General features: G+C 56.5%; 17 protein-coding genes and 1 pseudogene. 15 read left to right on the plus strand and 3 right to left on the minus strand.

Translation table 11 applies throughout. The annotated features are described in order from the left end of the window. The first annotated feature begins 321 nt into the window (after positions 1-321). On the plus strand, positions 322-855 hold the full coding sequence (gene idi, locus H7A81_RS17695; RefSeq protein WP_182058255.1) for an isopentenyl-diphosphate Delta-isomerase: 534 nt from the start codon (positions 322-324) through the stop codon (positions 853-855). Positions 856-884: 29 nt separating this feature from the next. Here the strand turns inward: idi and H7A81_RS17700 are convergent, their stop codons facing one another. After that, positions 885-2,351 (minus strand): MFS transporter, encoded by a 1,467-nt coding sequence (locus H7A81_RS17700; protein ID WP_160869882.1) that lies wholly within the window; start codon positions 2,349-2,351, stop codon positions 885-887. A gap of 217 nt (positions 2,352-2,568) precedes the next feature. On the opposite strand from H7A81_RS17700, the gene H7A81_RS17705 reads away from it, so the two are divergent. From H7A81_RS17705 to H7A81_RS17720, 4 genes are read left to right on the plus strand one after another with little or no spacing between them, the layout of a single operon-like run. Beyond that, positions 2,569-3,477, plus strand: a complete 909-nt coding sequence (locus tag H7A81_RS17705) for an ABC transporter substrate-binding protein (protein WP_166933119.1) — start codon at positions 2,569-2,571, stop codon at positions 3,475-3,477. Positions 3,478-3,480: 3 nt separating this feature from the next. Then, positions 3,481-4,647: an ABC transporter permease gene (locus H7A81_RS17710; RefSeq protein ID WP_182058256.1), complete on the plus strand. Its 1,167-nt coding sequence runs from the start codon at positions 3,481-3,483 to the stop codon at positions 4,645-4,647. After that, complete coding sequence (locus H7A81_RS17715) at positions 4,640-5,575, plus strand: ABC transporter ATP-binding protein (protein ID WP_182058257.1); 936 nt, start codon at positions 4,640-4,642, stop codon at positions 5,573-5,575. Before H7A81_RS17710 ends, H7A81_RS17715 begins: the two co-directional genes overlap by 8 nt. Beyond that, on the plus strand, positions 5,575-6,306 hold the full coding sequence (locus tag H7A81_RS17720; RefSeq protein ID WP_182058258.1) for an ABC transporter permease: 732 nt from the start codon (positions 5,575-5,577) through the stop codon (positions 6,304-6,306). The genes H7A81_RS17715 and H7A81_RS17720 overlap by 1 nt, the downstream gene beginning before the upstream one ends. A 171-nt stretch (positions 6,307-6,477) precedes the next feature. Here the strand turns inward: H7A81_RS17720 and H7A81_RS17725 are convergent, their stop codons facing one another. Continuing rightward, a complete protein-coding gene (locus H7A81_RS17725; protein ID WP_182058263.1) occupies positions 6,478-7,212 on the minus strand; it encodes a MerR family transcriptional regulator in 735 nt (244 codons plus the stop codon). A gap of 151 nt (positions 7,213-7,363) precedes the next feature. On the opposite strand from H7A81_RS17725, the gene H7A81_RS17730 reads away from it, so the two are divergent. Further along, positions 7,364-7,927 (plus strand): helix-turn-helix domain-containing protein, encoded by a 564-nt coding sequence (locus tag H7A81_RS17730; protein ID WP_166933123.1) that lies wholly within the window; start codon positions 7,364-7,366, stop codon positions 7,925-7,927. Then, positions 7,924-8,442 carry a GNAT family N-acetyltransferase gene (locus H7A81_RS17735; protein WP_166933125.1) on the plus strand — a complete coding sequence of 173 codons (519 nt, stop codon included), beginning with the start codon at positions 7,924-7,926 and terminating at the stop codon, positions 8,440-8,442. The genes H7A81_RS17730 and H7A81_RS17735 overlap by 4 nt, the downstream gene beginning before the upstream one ends. Before the next feature lie 10 nt (positions 8,443-8,452). Here the strand turns inward: H7A81_RS17735 and H7A81_RS17740 are convergent, their stop codons facing one another. Beyond that, positions 8,453-9,424, minus strand: a complete 972-nt coding sequence (locus H7A81_RS17740) for a LysR family transcriptional regulator (protein WP_182058259.1) — start codon at positions 9,422-9,424, stop codon at positions 8,453-8,455. A 157-nt stretch (positions 9,425-9,581) separates the two neighbouring features. On the opposite strand from H7A81_RS17740, the gene argH reads away from it, so the two are divergent. The 8 genes and pseudogenes from argH to H7A81_RS27545 form a co-directional block, all read left to right on the plus strand. Further along, positions 9,582-11,009, plus strand: coding sequence for an argininosuccinate lyase (argH, locus tag H7A81_RS17745; protein ID WP_166933129.1), 1,428 nt, complete (start codon positions 9,582-9,584; stop codon positions 11,007-11,009). Between the two features lie 10 nt (positions 11,010-11,019). Beyond that, on the plus strand, positions 11,020-11,898 hold the full coding sequence (locus tag H7A81_RS17750; RefSeq protein ID WP_058962196.1) for an amino acid ABC transporter permease: 879 nt from the start codon (positions 11,020-11,022) through the stop codon (positions 11,896-11,898). Positions 11,899-11,911: 13 nt separating this feature from the next. Next, complete coding sequence (locus tag H7A81_RS17755) at positions 11,912-12,676, plus strand: amino acid ABC transporter ATP-binding protein (RefSeq protein ID WP_034820986.1); 765 nt, start codon at positions 11,912-11,914, stop codon at positions 12,674-12,676. 19 nt (positions 12,677-12,695) lie between these two features. Continuing rightward, positions 12,696-13,517, plus strand: coding sequence for an ABC transporter substrate-binding protein (locus H7A81_RS17760; RefSeq protein WP_182058260.1), 822 nt, complete (start codon positions 12,696-12,698; stop codon positions 13,515-13,517). 12 nt (positions 13,518-13,529) lie between these two features. Next, positions 13,530-14,375 (plus strand): polysaccharide deacetylase, encoded by an 846-nt coding sequence (locus H7A81_RS17765; RefSeq protein WP_034820981.1) that lies wholly within the window; start codon positions 13,530-13,532, stop codon positions 14,373-14,375. Then, positions 14,368-15,255 (plus strand): polysaccharide deacetylase, encoded by an 888-nt coding sequence (locus H7A81_RS17770; RefSeq protein WP_182058261.1) that lies wholly within the window; start codon positions 14,368-14,370, stop codon positions 15,253-15,255. Before H7A81_RS17765 ends, H7A81_RS17770 begins: the two co-directional genes overlap by 8 nt. Next, positions 15,239-16,600 carry an MmgE/PrpD family protein gene (locus H7A81_RS17775; protein WP_182058262.1) on the plus strand — a complete coding sequence of 454 codons (1,362 nt, stop codon included), beginning with the start codon at positions 15,239-15,241 and terminating at the stop codon, positions 16,598-16,600. Before H7A81_RS17770 ends, H7A81_RS17775 begins: the two co-directional genes overlap by 17 nt. A 595-nt stretch (positions 16,601-17,195) precedes the next feature. Next, positions 17,196-17,438: pseudogene (locus tag H7A81_RS27545) on the plus strand (transcriptional regulator); the annotation flags it as partial.

Genomic DNA, 17,438 nt, shown 5'->3' on the forward strand with positions numbered 1-17,438 from the left:
CTCAGTCAAATCAGGCTGCCCTTTAAGAGAGGGCCGCCTTATCTGTGCGCATAGGCGGAATTGAGCGTTTCAGAGCGTGGCGACGTCAGACTCAAGGCGGCCCGGGACTGTGCACGCCTCCTTATCCTGGCTGATAACGATGACGACTTTATAGCGCCCATGGTTGGCCGATTTGAATTCTACATCCTGAGTCGTTACCGCTTTGTCTGATGACTGCTAAGCTTAAATTTCTCTACTTAAGCGCACGGAATGTGCGCGATTTCCTCAGTTTCAGTCTTTGAGGTTGTGTACAATAGCTGAGAATTATCTGAAGGAGTTGTCATGCCCGCAATTGAAGTTATTCTCGTCGACCACCTCGATCGTCCCACCGGCAAGATGGAAAAGCTGGAAGTACATGAGAAAGGATTGCTGCATCGTGCGGTGACGGTCTACGTGTTCAATTCGCGCCATGAACTGCTGCTGCAACGTCGTGCTAACGGTAAATATCACTGTGGCGGCTTGTGGAGCAACACCTGCTGCGGCCACCCTTATCCGCAGGAATCGACCCGGGATGCCGCTGAACGTCGCTTGCGTGAAGAGATGGGGATGCAAGTGGCGCTGACGCCAGTGTTCGAACTGAGCTACAACCTGCCATTAAGCAACGGTCTGACCGAGCACGAGTATGGCCATGTATTCTTTGCCACCAGTGATATTGAACCCGACCTGAATCCGGAAGAAGCGGATGCCTGGTGTTATCGCTCGATTGAGCAGATTCAGCAGGAGATGCAGGATCAGCCCGAACAATTTACGCCCTGGTTCCTGCACACCTTCCCGCGCATTCCCCATACGTTCGGCGATTTCCGCCTGACCGCATAAAAAACGCCCCTTAACGGGGCGTTGTTGTCTTAAGTGAAGTCTTCCGCATCCACATCGTAGCCTGAGGGCTCCCAGCGGATCGCCAGCAGCGCCAGCAAGCCAATCAGCGGGGCGAGGAAAATCACCCAGAATACGCCGGTGCCGAATGCCGCCACCAGTAGTGGGAACAGGAACAGAGACACGGTTGAACTGCCGCGCATCAGCGTCTGGTTAAAACCAACCCCCACGCCGCGCAGTGAAGCAGGGTAGCTCAGCGAGGCAAAGGTCATGGTGTGTGAGCCCGGGCCAAACCCCTGACCAAACAGGAACAGCGCCAGCATCGCAATCGCCAGTGCCGCTTGTTCACCGCCTTCCGGGCGACCAATCAGCGCTAACCCCAGAAGGGCAATGCACTGACAGCTGTAACCCGCCACCGACATTTTCCACGCGCCGAGACGCGGCACCAGACGCACGGCCAGCAAGCCACCCACGAAAGCGAACAGCAGATTCAACGCCAGCGACACCAAAATAGTGGTCAGCATCGATTGCGCAAAGAAGCTGGAGATGATCACCGGCAGGCCAAAGGCCACCGCGTTGTAGGCGAACGAAGAGGCGATGGAGGTGACGGTCGCCAGAATAGTACGACGACGATAAACCCCCTGCAGCAGCGCGCCATAGTTACGCCAGCTGGCTTTGCGCACCGGCTTGGCCTGCGTCAGTTCGGCATCTTCCGCCACATGGGCATTGATGTTGTAGGAGCGCTGCAGGATCTGCGCGGCGCCGTGCAGGTTGCCCTGATTGGCCGCCCACACTGGAGACTCACTCATATAACGGCTGCGAATGGCAATAATCAGCAGCGCAGGTACCGCGCCGAAACCAAGAATCAGCCGCCATAACCAGTCGGTGTGACTTTCCGGCAATACCGCATACAGCAGCAACACCAGCAGGTAGGAAATACTGATTGCTGCATACCAGGTGGGACACCACATCGCCACGCTGGCCGCTTTATTCCCTTGCCCGCGCAGTTTAGAAAACTCGGCAAGAAACGCCATGGCAACCGGCAAATCGATGCCAACACCGAGCCCCATCACAAAGCGCGCACCGCCTAACACATATTCGTTAGGGGCAAAGGCGCAGGCGAGGGCGGCAATCACAAAAAAGAACATATCCGCCATAAACACGCGGTAGCGGCCAATTTTATCGGTGAGATAACCGCCAATCAGCGCACCCACAATCGCGCCGAAGGTAATCGCGGAGGCCACCATCCCGGTGCCGGTCGGCGTCAGGTTAAATTCGCGCGTGACATCTTTGATACCAAAGGCCAGTGCGCCGAGGTCGTAGGCATCGAGGAACACACCGCCGAGGGCGATGGCCACCACGATGCGCGCATTGCTGCGAGACTCGTTGCTGTTGTTCACGAGATTCGATACGTCAGCCGCGCTGCGAATCCATTTGGTTTCGCCAGTCGGCGTATTCCCTGCCAGCGCGACGTGCGCCGGAGAAGCTAAATCGGACATGATGTTATGTATTTTATTGTAAAGAGTGGGCCTATGAGAATAAGCCTACTAATATCCAATAAAAATTCCATTTGGTTATATGTCCTGCGAATGGGTTATAAGCAATGTGCGTTAAATAGCAGAAAAAGCTCGAACTGAGGCGCTTGACCGCCCCCATCCTGTTTCGCCAGGCTACGCTTGATAGTCACAGACTGAAATATAAGCAGAGGACAGCGGCATGATTAAGCAGGGTTTATGGGGGATGATCGCATTAGCGATGAGTGTGGGCGCTGCGAATGCGGCCGATCCGGTTAAGGTCGGTTCAAAGATTGATACCGAAGGTTCGCTGTTAGGCAACATTATTCTCCAGGTGCTGGATAAACATGGGGTGAAAACCGTTAACAAGATCCAGCTCGGCACCACGCAGGTCGTGCGCGGAGCCATCACCGCAGGTGAACTGGATATCTACCCGGAATACACCGGCAACGGCGCCTTCTTCTTCAGTGATGAGAAAGATGCTGCCTGGAAAAATGCGCAGCAGGGCTATGAGAAGGTGAAAAAGCTCGATGCGGATAAAAATCATCTGGTGTGGTTAACGCCAGCGCCCGCCAACAATACCTGGACCATCGCGGTGCGCGGCGATGTGGCACAGAAAAATAGTCTCAACTCCCTCGACGATCTCAGCGCCTACCTGAAAAAAGGCGGCACCTTTAAACTGGCGGCGTCGGCGGAATTTATCGAACGCAGCGATGCGCTACCGGCATTTGAAAAAGCCTACAACTTCAAGCTGGATCAGTCTCAGTTGCTGTCGCTGGCGGGCGGTGATACGGCGGTAACCATCAAAGCGGCGGCACAGCAAACCTCTGGCGTCAACGCAGCCATGGCCTATGGCACCGATGGCCCGGTGGCGGCGCTCGGTTTGCAAACGCTGACCGACCCTAAAGGCGTGCAGCCAATTTATGCCCCTGCGCCAGTGATTCGGGAAAGCGTGCTGAAACAGTATCCGGAGATCGGCAACTGGTTGCAGCCGGTGTTCAGCAAGCTGGATGAGAAAACCCTGCAACAGCTCAATGCGCAGATTGCGGTTGACGGTCAGGATGCCAGCCAGGTGGCGAAACAGTGGCTACAGCAGAATAAGTTGCTGTAAGCGGTGCCGTTACTGTTATCAAGACCGCGCCAGCAGCCGGTGCTGCTGGTGTTAACGCTGCTGATCACGCTGGCTCTGGCTACCTTGCCGTTACTCAGTTTCGCCGCCAATCGCCTGGTGTCCGGCCAGCCGCTAATGCTGTGGCAGGTTACGCAATCCTGGCTGTTGCTGCTGCCGTTACTCTGGTTATGGCAAGGGTTGTGGTGGAAGCCAGGGCGTCGCAATCTGGTGATGGCATTGCTGGACGCTGAGATTCTGTTTGCGCTGCTGATCTTTATTGGCGGGCACACGGCGGCACAGCTGGCCACTGACGGTAGCCCGCTGGCACGTACGGCCTTTGGCAGTGGTTTATGGTGTGCGGCGGCGCTGGCGTTATTGCTGGCCGCTGAGGCTATCCGCCAGCTCACAACCAGTACGCCATGGCGTATCCTGCTGAATCTGCAAATCTGGATTGTTCCGCTGCTGTTATTGCTCAGCGGTCACCTCGACCACCTCTCCCTGATGAAAGAGTATGCCAACCGCACGGCGGTGTTTGATGCGGCCTTTAGCCAGCATCTGCTGTTGCTGGCTGGCACGCTGTTGCCGACGGTATTCATTGGTTTGCCGCTCGGCCTGGTGATTGCCCGGCGATCGCGCTGGCAAAGTGCCGCTTTCAGCGTACTCAACCTGATCCAGACCGTGCCTTCTGTGGCGTTGTTTGGTTTGCTGATTGCGCCGCTGGCGGGGCTGGTGGCTCACTTCCCGGTGCTGGCAAGTTGGGGCATCAGCGGTATTGGTCTGGCTCCGGCGCTGATTGCGCTGGTGCTGTATGCGCTACTGCCGCTGGTGCGCAGCGTGGTGGCGGGGTTGCAGCAGGTGCCGCAGGAGGTGCGCGAAACCGCACGCGGTATGGGCATGAGTGCACTGCAACAGTTCTGGCACGCCGAACTCCCGCTGGCGTTGCCGGTGTGGCTTTCGGGCTTGCGTGTGGTGGTGGTGCAAACCATTGGACTGGCGGTGGTCGCGGCGCTGATTGGTGCCGGTGGCTTTGGCGCCATTGTTTTTCAGGGATTACTCAGCAGCGCACTGGATTTGGTGTTGCTGGGCGTGATTCCGGTGGTAGCGCTGGCGGTGGTGTTTGATGCCGCATTGCGTTTACTGTCGGCACTGCTGGAGAGAACTGATGATTGAGTTTTACCAGGTAAGCAAAATGTTTGCGGGCAAGGCAGCGGTGCGCGATCTCACCTTGCATATTGAGAAGGGCAGTTTCACCGTGCTGATCGGCACTTCCGGCTCGGGCAAATCCACCACGCTGAAAATGATCAACCGGCTGGTGGAGCATGACAGCGGCGAAATCCGCTTTGCCGGTGAACCGATTGAACGCATGGATGCTCGTGCTCTGCGGCGGCGTATTGGCTATGCCATCCAGTCGATTGGCCTGTTCCCGCACTGGAACGTGGCAAAGAACATTGCCACGGTACCGTCACTGCTCGGCTGGCCGCAGGCAAAAATTCAACAGCGCGTAGAGGAGCTGCTGGCGCTGCTCAATCTGGATACGCATCTGGCGACGCGTTTTCCCCATCAACTTTCCGGCGGACAACAGCAGCGGGTTGGCGTGGCGCGCGCGCTGGCTGCCGATCCCGAATTGTTGCTGATGGATGAGCCCTTTGGCGCACTCGATCCGGTGAACCGTCAGGCGCTGCAACAGGAGATGCTGCGTATTCAGAAGCTGTCAGGACGCACGGTGGTGCTGGTGACGCACGACATCGACGAAGCGCTGACGCTGGCGGATCAACTGGTGCTGATGGACGGCGGTGAAATCGTGCAGCAAGGCAAGCCGATTGAGTTGCTGACGCAGCCTGCCACGGATTTCGCCCGCGATTTCTTTGGCCGCAGCGAGCTTGGCGTGCGACTGCTGGCATTGGGACGTGCTGGCAGCGCCGCGCGGCGCGGCGAGTGGCTGGACGGTGAGCCGATAGCCGCCCACCTGACGCTGCGCGAGGCGCTGTCACAGTTTATCGCTCGGCGCACCGACAAACTGCCGGTGATCGATCAGCATCAACAGCCGCTGGGTGTCCTGCACTTCAGCGATCTGTTGCGCCAGCGGGAGGCGATCTGATGCGTGTCTGGCGCGATCCACTGTACTGGCTGCTGGCGGTGTTTCTGCTGCTGCTGTGGGGGTTGCCACATAGTGCACCGCTGTTTGCCCACTGGTTCCCGCAGCTGGAACGTCCGTTGTATCAGCAAGAGAGCTTCTGGCGGCTGGCCCTTGCACATCTGTCATTGGTGATCAGCGGCAGCGCACTGGCGATTATTTTTGGTGTGGGCAGTGGTGTTTTTGCGACGCGCCGCGCCGGGCGGGCGTTCAGGCCGTTACTGGAGACGCTGGCGGCAGCGGGGCAGACCTTTCCACCGGTAGCGGTGCTGGCGATAGCCGTGCCGGTGATGGGCTTTGGCGCGACACCGGCCATCATGGCGCTGTTTCTTTACGGGCTGTTGCCGATTATGCAGGGTACGCTGGCAGGTTTAGACAGCGTGCCAGACAGTAATCGTGAAATTGCTGTGGGACTGGGGATGGGGCCATGGCGGCGCTTGTGGCAGATTGAGCTGGCGTTGGCCGCACCGGTGATCATGGCAGGCGTTCGTACCTCAGTGATGATCAGCATCGGCACCGCGACCATCGCGTCGACAGTGGGCGCAGAAAGCCTGGGCTCTCCGGTGATTATCGGACTGAGCGGCTTTAACACCGCTTATGTGATTCAGGGGGCGCTGCTGGTCGCCCTGTTGGCACTGATTTGCGACCGCGTGTTAGAACGCGTGCAACGTCAACTCAGTGGCTGGGAAGGATAAGACTGTAGCCCACCAACATCATGCCACCCATGCCACCAATGGCCATCACGGCAAACAGGGAGCCAATGAGAATTTTATTCCAGTTCATAAGGGAAACCTGAGAAGAGTCATGGAGTGCGGCATGATAACGCGCACACCCGGCAAGGCAAAGGCCGTGTGTGCGATTTTTTGTCAGACGGGATCGTGAATATGGGTGGCGAACCCTTGTGCCTGCCAGTGTTCAAACTGCTCCAGTTGCCGACGCGTCGGTTTTTTACCGGTCCAGATAAACAGATTTTGACCGGGGAACAGTTCAGGACGCGGCATATCCAGCGGCTCGGCTAAGACATCCATGCGCCAGCCTTGCTGCGACAAGCGCCAGGCTTCAAGCCACAGGCGGGTGCGATCTTCCACGCCCCAGCCAATCATCAAAGCATCCTTACCGGCTTTTTTACGGCCGCCCGCGAGACAAAACGCCACGTAATCAATCAGCGCGCCATCTAACAGGCTACACATGGTACGGGCGGTGTGTTGATCCAATCCCAGGCGCTGACGCACGGGCACAAACACGTGATCGATTAGCGCATCTACCGGATGTTCACGGCCTATGGTGGCAATTTTGGTGCGCAATTTAGCCGGACGAACGTGACGCAGCACGCTCATCAGCTCTTCCTGCAGCGCGGTCCAGCCATCGTGCACATTAACGGTTTGGCCTTCCAGCAGGGCTTTCACCTTGCCAACAGGCACACCGCTTTCAATCCAGCGCTTGATCTCCTCAATGCGCTGAACATCTTCATCATCAAACTGGCGATGACCGCCTTCTGTACGCTGGGGTTTTAGTAAACCGTAACGGCGCTGCCAGGCGCGTAGCGTTACCGGGTTGATTCCACAGCGTTCGGCAACATCGCCGATACTGTATAAGGCCATGGCGTCCTCGAAAATTCTGACCTGCATTACAACACCTTAACCGCCTCGTTTGGGTTGTACAACTCTTTTATATTTGTACAACTTGACGTTTTAAGCAAATTGAGGCTTTATTTCATATGTGAGAATTATTTCCCAAATATGAGAGGTGGACATGTCTGTACCGGATACCGAAGATCGACTGGCCGCACGATTAGCCGAATTGCGTGTGCAACGTGGCTGGTCACTGGACGAACTGGCGATGGCTACCGGCATCAGCCGGGCTTCATTGTCGCGCATTGAACGGGCGGAGACCAGCCCCACAGCCGCTTTGCTTAACCGACTATGTGTCGCCTATGGCTTGACCATGTCGCGCCTGTTGAGTGAAGTGGAAGAGGAGGCCGCGCTGCTGCTGAAAGCGAGCGATCAGAGCGTTTGGCGCGACGATGCCAGCGGTTATCTGCGTCGCAGTGTCTCGCCGCCCGCCAGCCATTTCAAGGCCGAGCTGGTTGAGAGCGTGTTGCAACCCGGTGCGCGTATCGATTATGACGCACCGCCAATACAGGGGCTGGAACAGCATATCTGGCTGCAATCCGGCGAGCTGACGTTCACCATGGACGATCAGCGCTGGACGCTGCAGGCGGGGGATTGCCTGCGTTTTCATCTGACCGGCAAATCATCATTCCAGGCGCATCCTGAAGGCGGCGCGCGTTACATTCTGGTGGTGTGCAAACCATGATTGAAATTGAACAGTTAAGTGCCACTCAGGCACAGCCCCTGCTAGCCGCGTTGACCGAGGTGCTGCAGGGTTGCGTGGCTGACGGGGCCAGCGTGGGTTTTATTGATGCCGACGATCGCGCAGCGATGGAACGCTTCTGGCAGGATAAAATCTACAGCCTGGCAAGCGGCGATAATCAGCTGCTGGTGGCGCGGCAGCAGGGTGTGATTGTTGCGACGGTAATGGTCGGGTTTAGCGCCATGCCGAATGGGCGTCATCGCGCGGAGATCAGTAAATTGCTGGTGCATCCCCATGCCCGACGTCAGGGAATTGCGCGTCGTCTGATGCAGCAGGCTGAGCAATTAGCGGTTGAGCAGGGCAAAACGCTGCTGGTGTTGGATACGCGCAGCGGCGATGTGGCTACGCAGCTTTACTTATCGATGGACTGGCAAATTGCGGGTTCCATTCCGTTGTACGCCGAATCGACGGAAGGGGCGTTAGATGCCACCACGGTGATGTATAAAGTGGTGGGGTGATTGCACCAACTTAGTGCGCCTCTTCGGCCTCGGCCAGGCCCAGTGATTGCATGAACAGCCGGATAATCGGATTAATTTTCCGGCCTTTTTTCATCATCAGGCAGAACGGATTTTCCCGACGTACCGATTCATCACCTAACTCACAAAGCTGCCCCCGTGCAATAAAGGGCGCGGCATAGTGCTCGGGTAAATAACCAATAAAGTGCCCGGTTAAAATCAGCATGGCGACGGATTCCACTTGCACCGCCTGCGCACCGCTGTCCTGTAATGGAATGAGGCGGCGGTCATCGCGCGGCGTGACATATAAATGATTAATGATTTTCTGCTCACGTAATATTTCCACCGATATATTCTTATCACAAGATCCAGAATATAAAGGATGTGACATGGAGCAATATAATTTCGAATATTCTTTATAAAGCGGGAAGTAATCAAAATCACTTTTCATTTCATAAACCGGCGCAATGCCACAATGAAAACGGCCTTCACTCATCCCGCGTTCAATATCATCTAATTGCGCAGTCTGTAAGCGAATCTGCACCTTTGGTGCTTTCTGGTGCAACTGTTGCACCGCTGCGGTGACCGGGGAATGCGGATCAGATATGGTGTTGTCCACCACACAGATGGCGATGTCACCCAGCAACTCATTGCGGCTGTTGTGCAGACGTTCACGGAACAGATTCAGGGAGACGAAAAGCTCCAGTGTGGCCTGATAGACATTAATGCCGTACTGCGTCAGTTCAAAGCCTTCGCGCCCACGGCTGCATAACGTCATGCCGAGACGAATCTCCAGATCGGAAACCTGCTTACTGATGGCGGCTAAACCAATATTCAGTTCGTTGCTGGCAGCGGTTAATCCTCCGGCTTCCACCACGCATTTAAATACGCGAAGCAATTTTAAGTCGATATTACTCAGTGCCAGAACCGCATTATCGCCGCGATTATTTGCATTGTTTCCAGACAGGGAAACTTTACTTTCCATCTTTGCTATTCAACTCCGGAATAATTGCGGTGAAAGTACAGTGAACCTGAAATATGACGTATTTACCAGTGTGAGTGTGAAATAATTTTTTATTATCACTGCTGGTTTATTCATATCTTTTCCATATCGCTGACGAGTATCTGTAAGGGGAAATAGCATGTCTGATAATGCCGAACTGTTATGGGGCGCGCGTTTTAAAGCGGCACCGGCGGCCAGTTTAACCGCGCTGTCGCGCAGCCCGGATTATTACTTTGCCCTGGCACCTTACGATTTAGCGGGATGCCGGGCCCATGCCCGTGAGCTGGCTCGCGGCGATCTGCTGAGCAGCGAAGAACTCCATACCATGCTGGCGGCGATTGATGCGCTGGATGCCGATTATCGTGCGGGTAATCTGCATCCGATTGCGGCTGACGAAGATGTGCACACTTTCATTGAACGCGCACTGACCGAGCGCTTAGGACCATTGGGCGGCAAACTGCGCGCCGGCCGTTCGCGTAACGATCAGACCGTCAACGATTTGCGCCTCTACTTGCGTGACAACGGCCGCAAAGTAGTCAGTGCTTTACTGGCTCTGCAGCAATCTCTGGTCGAGCAAGCCGCACAGCACACCGAAAGCGTGGCGCCAGGCTTTACTCATTTACAGCAAGCACAGCCGATTGTGTTCGGTCATCAACTGCTGGCTCATGCGCAATCTTTTGCCCGCGACATTGAGCGGATGCAGGACTGGGATCGCCGCAGCGCGCGCTGCCCACTCGGTGCCGCAGCGATGGCCGGATCGGCGATTGCACGCCAGCCGGAAAAAGCCGCTGAAGACCTGGCTTACCTCGCACCCTGCGAAAACTCGATTGATGCGGTGGCCAGCCGCGATTACGCCGCTGAATTCCTGTTCGTCACCAGCATGATCGGTATCAACCTGTCGCGCCTGTGCGAAGAGGTGTGCATGTGGGCTTCGCGCCAGTTCCGTTGGGTAGAGCTGCATGACAGCTATGCCACCGGCAGCTCAATCATGCCGCAGAAGAAAAACCCGGACATTGCCGAACTGACACGTGGTCGTTCTGGTCGTCTGGTCGGCAACCTGATGGCACTGCTCACCACCATGAAAGCCATGCCGCTCTCCTACAACCGCGACCTGAGCGATGACAAACGCAACGTGATTGATGCCGTGGATACCCTGCTGCTGGTGCTGCCTGCGATGGCTGGCATGATGTCGACGCTGAAATTCAACACCGACGTCATGCGCGAACAGGCACCGGACGGTTTCACTCTGGCCACCGAAGTGGCCGACTGGCTGGCGATGCGCGGCGTGCCGTTCCGTGAAGCCCATGAAATCACCGGTCAGCTGGTGCAACTGTGTGAACGCGAAGAGTGCGGCCTATCGGACCTGAGCGATGCGCAGTTGCAAGCTGTCGATGCACGCTTAACGCCAGAAGTGCGCAGTGCCCTGACGCTGGAAGCGGCACTGGCGGCACGTAGTGGCTATGGCGGCACTGCACCGGCACGCGTGCGCGAACAGCTCGCGCGTTTGCAAATCCTGATGCAGGACCAGCAGCGCTGGACTGAAGATTACGCTGGCCCGCGCGCCTGAGGAGACGTCTATGTCCCAATCCACCCCGGTTGAACCCAGCCTGAAAAACAGCCGCGAGCAGATGCATTACGATCTGGATCGCTATCAGGTGGTGCCACGCCGCTATTACGGCCGCATCACGGCTTCAGCGGTGATCCTGGTGCTGATGGCATTGCTGGTCAACGCCTTCGCCCACGGCAACATTGAATGGTCGTTTGTCGGCCAGTTCTTTACTGCTCAGGCGATCCTCAACGGCGTGGTGAACACGCTGATTATGTCGGTGCTGGCAATGGGACTCGGCATCCTGTTCGGCGTGATCACCGCGATTATGTATATGTCGCCCAATCCGGTGTTGCACTACATCGCCGTGGGTTACGCCTGGATCTTCCGTGGTACGCCGCTGATTTTGCAACTGCTGCTGTGGTTTAACCTCGCGCTGGTGTTTCCCACCATCAGTATTCCCGGCGTGTTCAGCGTGCAAACCGTCACCATCATGACGCCGTTCCTCGCGGCACTGCTGGGTCTGAGCATCAACCAGGGGGCTTATACCTCCGAAGTGGTGCGCGCCGGGTTGTTGTCCGTGGATACCGGACAGTACGAAGCGGCGAAGGCGATTGGCATGCCGCGTCTGCAAGCGCTGCAGCGCATCATTTTGCCGCAGGCGATGCGGGTGATTTTGCCGCCGGTGGGTAACGAATTCATCAGCATGATCAAAACCACCAGTCTGGCCAGCATGATTCAGTACTCCGAACTGCTCTACAACACGCAAACCATCTACTTCGCCAATGCGCGCGTGATGGAACTGCTGTTCGTGGCGGGCATCTGGTACCTGATCATCGTCACCGTGCTGTCGTTTGGTCAGAGTCGCCTTGAGCGCTTCTTCTCACGCGGCCACCGCCAGCGTCAGTAATTGGGAGAGAGAGATGAGAAACATCGTGCGCGCCGTCAAGGTGAACAAATATTTCGACCAGTTCCATGCGCTGAAGGATGTCAGCCTCGAAGTGAATTACGGCGAGGTGATGTGCATTCTCGGGCCATCCGGCTCCGGTAAAAGTACCTTCCTGCGCTGCATCAACCAGCTGGAGAAGGTCGATCAGGGTGGCATTTGGGTCGACAACGAATTAGCGGGCTATCGCATTGCGGGCAACAAACTGCATGCGCTGAGCGATAAGCAGATTGCTCGCCAGCGTCTGCAAACTGGCATGGTGTTCCAGCGCTTTAACTTGTTCCCGCACAAAACCGCGCTGGAGAACATTATCGAAGGGCCGTGCCGCGTCCTGCTGCGTCCAAAACGCGAAGCCAGTGAAGAGGCGATGGCGCTGCTGGATCGCGTCGGTCTGGCGCACAAAGCGCACGACTATCCGCAGTCACTGTCTGGCGGGCAGCAGCAGCGTGTGGCGATTGCCCGTGCGCTGGCGATGAAACCGAAACTGATGCTGTTTGACGAACCCACTTCGGCGCTGGATCCGGAGATGGTTGGCGAAGTGCTGGCCGTTATGCGCCAGTTAGCAAAAGAGGGCACCACCATGCTGGTGGTCACTCACGAGATGGGCTTTGCCCGTGAAGTGGCCAATCAGGTGGTGTTTATGGACGAGGGACGCATTATCGAGCAGGGCGCACCAGAAGACATTCTGCTGAACCCGCAAAACCCACGGATGAAAAACTTTATTAACGCGATTCTTCTTTAACGTGACCGGGGTGAAAAACATGAAAAAACTGTTATTGAGGGCCATCAGTGCCGCGCTGTTACTGCAATCTTCTGCCTGGGCGGATATCGCCGTGCCAGCCGCCATCAAAGAGAAAGGCCTGACCGTGGCGATCATGCCGAACTATCCGCCAATGGATTTTAAAGATCCGGCCACCAACCAACTCACCGGCGTGGATTACGACCTCGGTCAGGCGATCGGTGAGAAGCTGGGTGTGAAGATCAACTGGCAGGAGATCGCCTTTGAGCAGATGGTGAACGCGGTGGTGACCAAGCGTGTCGATTTAGTGATGTCCGGTATGACCGACACCAAAGAGCGCCAGAAGGTGGTGAACTTTATCGACTACTTCAAAACCGGTCCGCAGTTCTACACCCAGGCCGCTCGCAGCGACATCAACAGCGCCATGGATCTGTGTGGTAAGAAGGTTGGCACCAGCCGTCGTACTACTTTCCCGGTAGAGATTGCCAACTGGTCTAAAGCGCACTGCGAAGCCGCCGGTAAGCCAGCCATCATCGTCGTTGGCGCTGAAGGGACGGCGGATGCGCGTACCCAGCTGCGCCAGAACCGTCTGGATGGTGTAGTGCAGGGGAGTGAAACGCTGCCGTACATCATGGATCTTGAGAAAGGAAAGTATAAGCCGCTCGATAAAGCCTTCTCCTTCCAGTACACCGGCATGGCGATTGGTAAAGATGCAGGCGAATTGACCACAGCTATTCAGGCAGCGATTGACGCGATGATTGCCGATGGCAGCTACCAGAAGATCCTCGCGAAATGGGGTCTGGCTGACAATGGCGTAACTCAGGCGACCGTTAACCAGGGCTAAAGGAGCGTAGCGATGCAACAACCGGGCGCAGTGCGCTGGCCGCAGGGGAAACGCGGCTGTATGGCGCTGGCGTTTGACCTTGATGGTCCCACCGGCGATGCCATGTTGAATGGCAGCCTGTGGTCAACGCCAGAATATTTCACCTTTGGTGCGTATGGGCCGTACCGTGCGCTCGGGCGATTGCTCGACCTGCTGCGCGCTTTCCAGATTCCCGCCACGTTTTTTGTACCAGCGTGGGTCGTGGAGCAGTGGCCGCAGCAGTGTCAGGCGATTATCGAACAAGGCCACGAAGTGGCCTATCACGGCTATCGTCACGAATCTTTCTGGGCGATTTCGCCGGATGAACAGCGTGCCGTGATGGCGAAATCCGCTGAAATCTTTAAACAGCATTTGGGCATCACCGCCTGCGGTTTCCGCACGCCGTCAGGTGACTGGCATGCCGAAACGCCACAAATTCTGCGTGATGCTGGGGTGATTTATTCCAGCAGCATGCGCGGCGACGATCGTCCTTACAGCATCCCGGTGGCGGGTCACACGCCGCTGGTCGAGATTCCCGGTAAGTGGGAGATGGATGATTACGCCTCGCTGGCCTATACGCGCCAGCCTGACTTCCCGAAAGGCGGCGATCGTATTGCCAGCTATGCGCATACACGTGATAACTGGCAGCGCGAATTCGACGGCGCAATGGATGAAGGCTTGTGCCTGACCACGCTGTTCCACCCGAAAATTTCCGGCCAGCCGGGACGTATCCTGCTGCTGGAGCAGTTGTTTGAACATATGACGGCGCGTGACGATGTGTGGTTTGCGCGCTGTGATGCGGTGGCGCAGTGGTATCTGCAGGAGCAACAGCATGACTGAATCTTCCCGCTGGCCGCTGGGCTTTCAGTCCGCCGCCGTTTTGACTATCGATTTCAATGATATCCACGGTATTTTGACCCAGGCACCTGCCGTCGCCGGACGCGATAAAACCCTGTCGGTATGGCGTTATGGCACCCTGCGCGGCGTAGATCGCTTGCTGGCGTTACTGGCAGAAAAACAGCTGCAAGCCAGTTGGTGCTTACCGGCAATTGTGGCGACAGAGCAGCCGGAACTGATTAAACGCATCGTGGCCGATGGGCATGAAATTGCCTGTAGCGGCGAGCGCCATGAAGACTTCTCGGCGTTGTCGCTGGAGCAGCAGATCGCCAGCGTGACGCGCGGCTGCGACCAGCTGGCACAGTTTACCGGCAAACCGATTCAGGGTTTCCGCACCCCCGCAGGCCAGTGGAAACCGGGGCTGGCAGACGCGCTGGTGGAGCAGGGTATTCGCTGGTCATCCAGCTGGCGCGGCGACGATCTGCCGTACTTCCATCCCGGCACACGGCTGGTGGAACTGCCGATGCACTACACCTTGGAAGACGAACCCTATTTTGCTTTTAACCTGAGTCCGGCTATCCCGCCGGGACAGTCGCGGATTGCGCCTTATGCCGAAACGCTGGCGAACATGACGCAAGACTTCCAGGGTTTCCACCGCTTTGGGCTGTGTTATCTGCTGCGCCTGCATCCGGAAATCATCGGCACCGCCGGGCGTATTGGCTTGCTGCGTGAACTGATCGACACGCTGCAACAGCACAACGTGTGGATTGCTACGGCTGAGCAGGTGGCGGCGCATTGGCAAACGCAGCCGGACAATGATTTTTCCCATCCGGCAGAAGTGTTTACCCGCATCACGGGAGGTGCGCATGGCCTCGACGCTTGAACAACTGGCGGCATTTATCGCTGACACCCGTTTTGAACAGCTGCCTGAACCGTTGATGGAGCAGGCGAAGCGCCATCTGCTGGATACACTCGGGGCGTCACTGGCGGGCAGCGACAGCCCAATCTGGCGCGAATGTCTGGCATTGGCGCTCGCAGAAGGTGGGCATCAGCAGGCACAAGTGTGGGGAAGTGCAAAGCAGGTGAGTCCACGCCAGGCGGCATGGCTCAACGGCGTGGCTGCGCATATGTATGAGCTGGATGATACCGGCGGCTGCGATCACTCTGGCGCGGTGGTGATTCCCGCTATTCTGGCGGCACTGCCGCTGGCGACGCAGCCGGTTGACGGCCAGGCGCTGCTGGTGGCGATGGTGATCGGTTATGACGTCGGACGCCGGGTGCTGGAAGCCTGCGGCGGCTACTCTGCCCACAACGGTGCAGGCTGGCACTCCACCGCCAGCTGTGGCGTGTTTGGCGCGGCAGCCGCGGTGTGTTCACTGCTGCAACTGGATCGCGCTCAGTGCGCGTCGGCCATGGGCATTGCCGCCAGCTTTAGCGGTGGGCTGTGGGGCTTTATTCACGACGGCTCGCACACCAAAAAGCTGCATGCCGCACGTGCAGCTGAAGGTGGCGTGCAGGCGGCCTTGTTGGCGCAGCGCGGTATCAATGGACCCTCGGCGGTATTTGAAGCGAAGTGGGGCGGATTCCTGCAAACCCTGGCATCTGAAACACAGCAACCCGCTGCGTTAACCGCCGACCTTGGCGTGGTGTGGAAGCTGGCGCGCTGCTCGATCAAGCCGTATGCCGCTTGTCGCGGGACGCATTCGGCGATTGATGCACTGGGGTTACTGCTGAAAGAACACCCGGTGCGTGTCGAGCAGATTGAACGTATCGTGGTAGGGCTGAATCCGTTCCTGCTGGAGATGTGCGGCGGACGTGAGCTGCAGAGCCTGGCGAGTGCACAGATGAGCCTGCCGTATGCACTGGCGGCGCGTGCGCTGTACGGCTCCGCTGAATTGTCCAGTTACGATGATGCCAAACGCCTGCATCATCAGGTTGAAGCCTTTATGGCGCGAATTGAGCTGGTGATTGATGAGCAGCAGGGCCGTGACGACGAGCCGTGGGTAAGGATTGAAACCCAACAGGGCGAGCAGTGGCAGCAGCATGTGCCGGTGCCATCTGGTGCGCCCGCGAATCCGCTGAGCCTTGAAGCGCTGCTGGCTAAATACCGCAGCTTAGCGGGGCGCGTGTTGCCGGTTGAGCAGGTTGAACAGCTGGAAGCGATTTGCATGGAGTTGGATGACGTCGCGGATGTGCAGGAAGTGGTGGCGTTGTTGGCTCGTGCATAGGGTTTGGGTGCAGAATTATGCACCTAAACCGGTCGCAGTGCCTTGGGTATGCAAAGAGCCTGTTTACAATTTTGTGCAAACTCCATTTTTAGTCATGCCCGTCAGGGCGATGACTGAACTTGAAGATAAGCGGTTCATGACCATCTGCTAATTCTGCAGGAGCATCGTACATTTATTTAAGCGCTGCGATGATTTCGCTAGTGATTATATCTCTGGCATGCAGCGATAGGATATGACTGCCCATGCTGGTAATACAGGTCTGTTTTTTCGACAACGAACTTTGAAAGAACCTTCCCTGCGGTGTGTTGTGCTTAATTCCTGCCTGAAAGATGAAATCGCCCCTCCCTGAGGGGCATTCCGCTGTCTAATTCTGCGTTTGATTATCGGCAAGAATAAGCACTCCTGTCGACGTATGAAAAATTCCGCCCGAATGAAATATTCCTTTGCTTCAATCTACAAAATCCTCATGTCATTTGTAATGGTTTACTACCTTTTAACTTTATTTTAAAATGGAGCTAAAAAGGGAGAGGCTTCGGTTCTGCATTACTGATAAAGCCTCAAATGAAGCTGAGCCTTCTGTATTAAGTCAAATTAAATGAATATTCCAAAATTTTTCATGTGGAGCGAATGCTCTTTTCATGATTATGAACGCGCCTGCAACGAATTTGGTTATAACTGCGAATCTTCCCCCGAGTTCATTTCATTCAAATTACGCCAGGGTGCTCCGCTGAAATTCTATGCGTATCGTAAAAAAGGGAAGATATTAGGCAGCGTGTGTACCGAGAACGGCTGGCTCGCAAGTGATTCGAAGAATAGCCACCGCTCTCTTGCCAGCCTG

The sequence above is a fragment of the Pantoea sp. ME81 genome (assembly GCF_903970985.1).
Classification (GTDB): domain Bacteria; phylum Pseudomonadota; class Gammaproteobacteria; order Enterobacterales; family Enterobacteriaceae; genus Pantoea; species Pantoea communis.

Coding starts and splice junctions, on each gene's coding strand:
- idi (WP_182058255.1), top strand. CDS start 322: ATGCCCGCAATTGAAGTTATTCTCGTCGACCACCTCGATCGTCCCACC.
- H7A81_RS17700 (WP_160869882.1), bottom strand. CDS start 2,351: ATGTCCGATTTAGCTTCTCCGGCGCACGTCGCGCTGGCAGGGAATACG.
- H7A81_RS17705 (WP_166933119.1), top strand. CDS start 2,569: ATGATTAAGCAGGGTTTATGGGGGATGATCGCATTAGCGATGAGTGTG.
- H7A81_RS17715 (WP_182058257.1), top strand. CDS start 4,640: ATGATTGAGTTTTACCAGGTAAGCAAAATGTTTGCGGGCAAGGCAGCG.
- H7A81_RS17720 (WP_182058258.1), top strand. CDS start 5,575: ATGCGTGTCTGGCGCGATCCACTGTACTGGCTGCTGGCGGTGTTTCTG.
- H7A81_RS17725 (WP_182058263.1), bottom strand. CDS start 7,212: ATGGCCTTATACAGTATCGGCGATGTTGCCGAACGCTGTGGAATCAAC.
- H7A81_RS17730 (WP_166933123.1), top strand. CDS start 7,364: ATGTCTGTACCGGATACCGAAGATCGACTGGCCGCACGATTAGCCGAA.
- H7A81_RS17735 (WP_166933125.1), top strand. CDS start 7,924: ATGATTGAAATTGAACAGTTAAGTGCCACTCAGGCACAGCCCCTGCTA.
- H7A81_RS17740 (WP_182058259.1), bottom strand. CDS start 9,424: ATGGAAAGTAAAGTTTCCCTGTCTGGAAACAATGCAAATAATCGCGGC.
- argH (WP_166933129.1), top strand. CDS start 9,582: ATGTCTGATAATGCCGAACTGTTATGGGGCGCGCGTTTTAAAGCGGCA.
- H7A81_RS17750 (WP_058962196.1), top strand. CDS start 11,020: ATGTCCCAATCCACCCCGGTTGAACCCAGCCTGAAAAACAGCCGCGAG.
- H7A81_RS17755 (WP_034820986.1), top strand. CDS start 11,912: ATGAGAAACATCGTGCGCGCCGTCAAGGTGAACAAATATTTCGACCAG.
- H7A81_RS17760 (WP_182058260.1), top strand. CDS start 12,696: ATGAAAAAACTGTTATTGAGGGCCATCAGTGCCGCGCTGTTACTGCAA.
- H7A81_RS17765 (WP_034820981.1), top strand. CDS start 13,530: ATGCAACAACCGGGCGCAGTGCGCTGGCCGCAGGGGAAACGCGGCTGT.
- H7A81_RS17770 (WP_182058261.1), top strand. CDS start 14,368: ATGACTGAATCTTCCCGCTGGCCGCTGGGCTTTCAGTCCGCCGCCGTT.
- H7A81_RS17775 (WP_182058262.1), top strand. CDS start 15,239: ATGGCCTCGACGCTTGAACAACTGGCGGCATTTATCGCTGACACCCGT.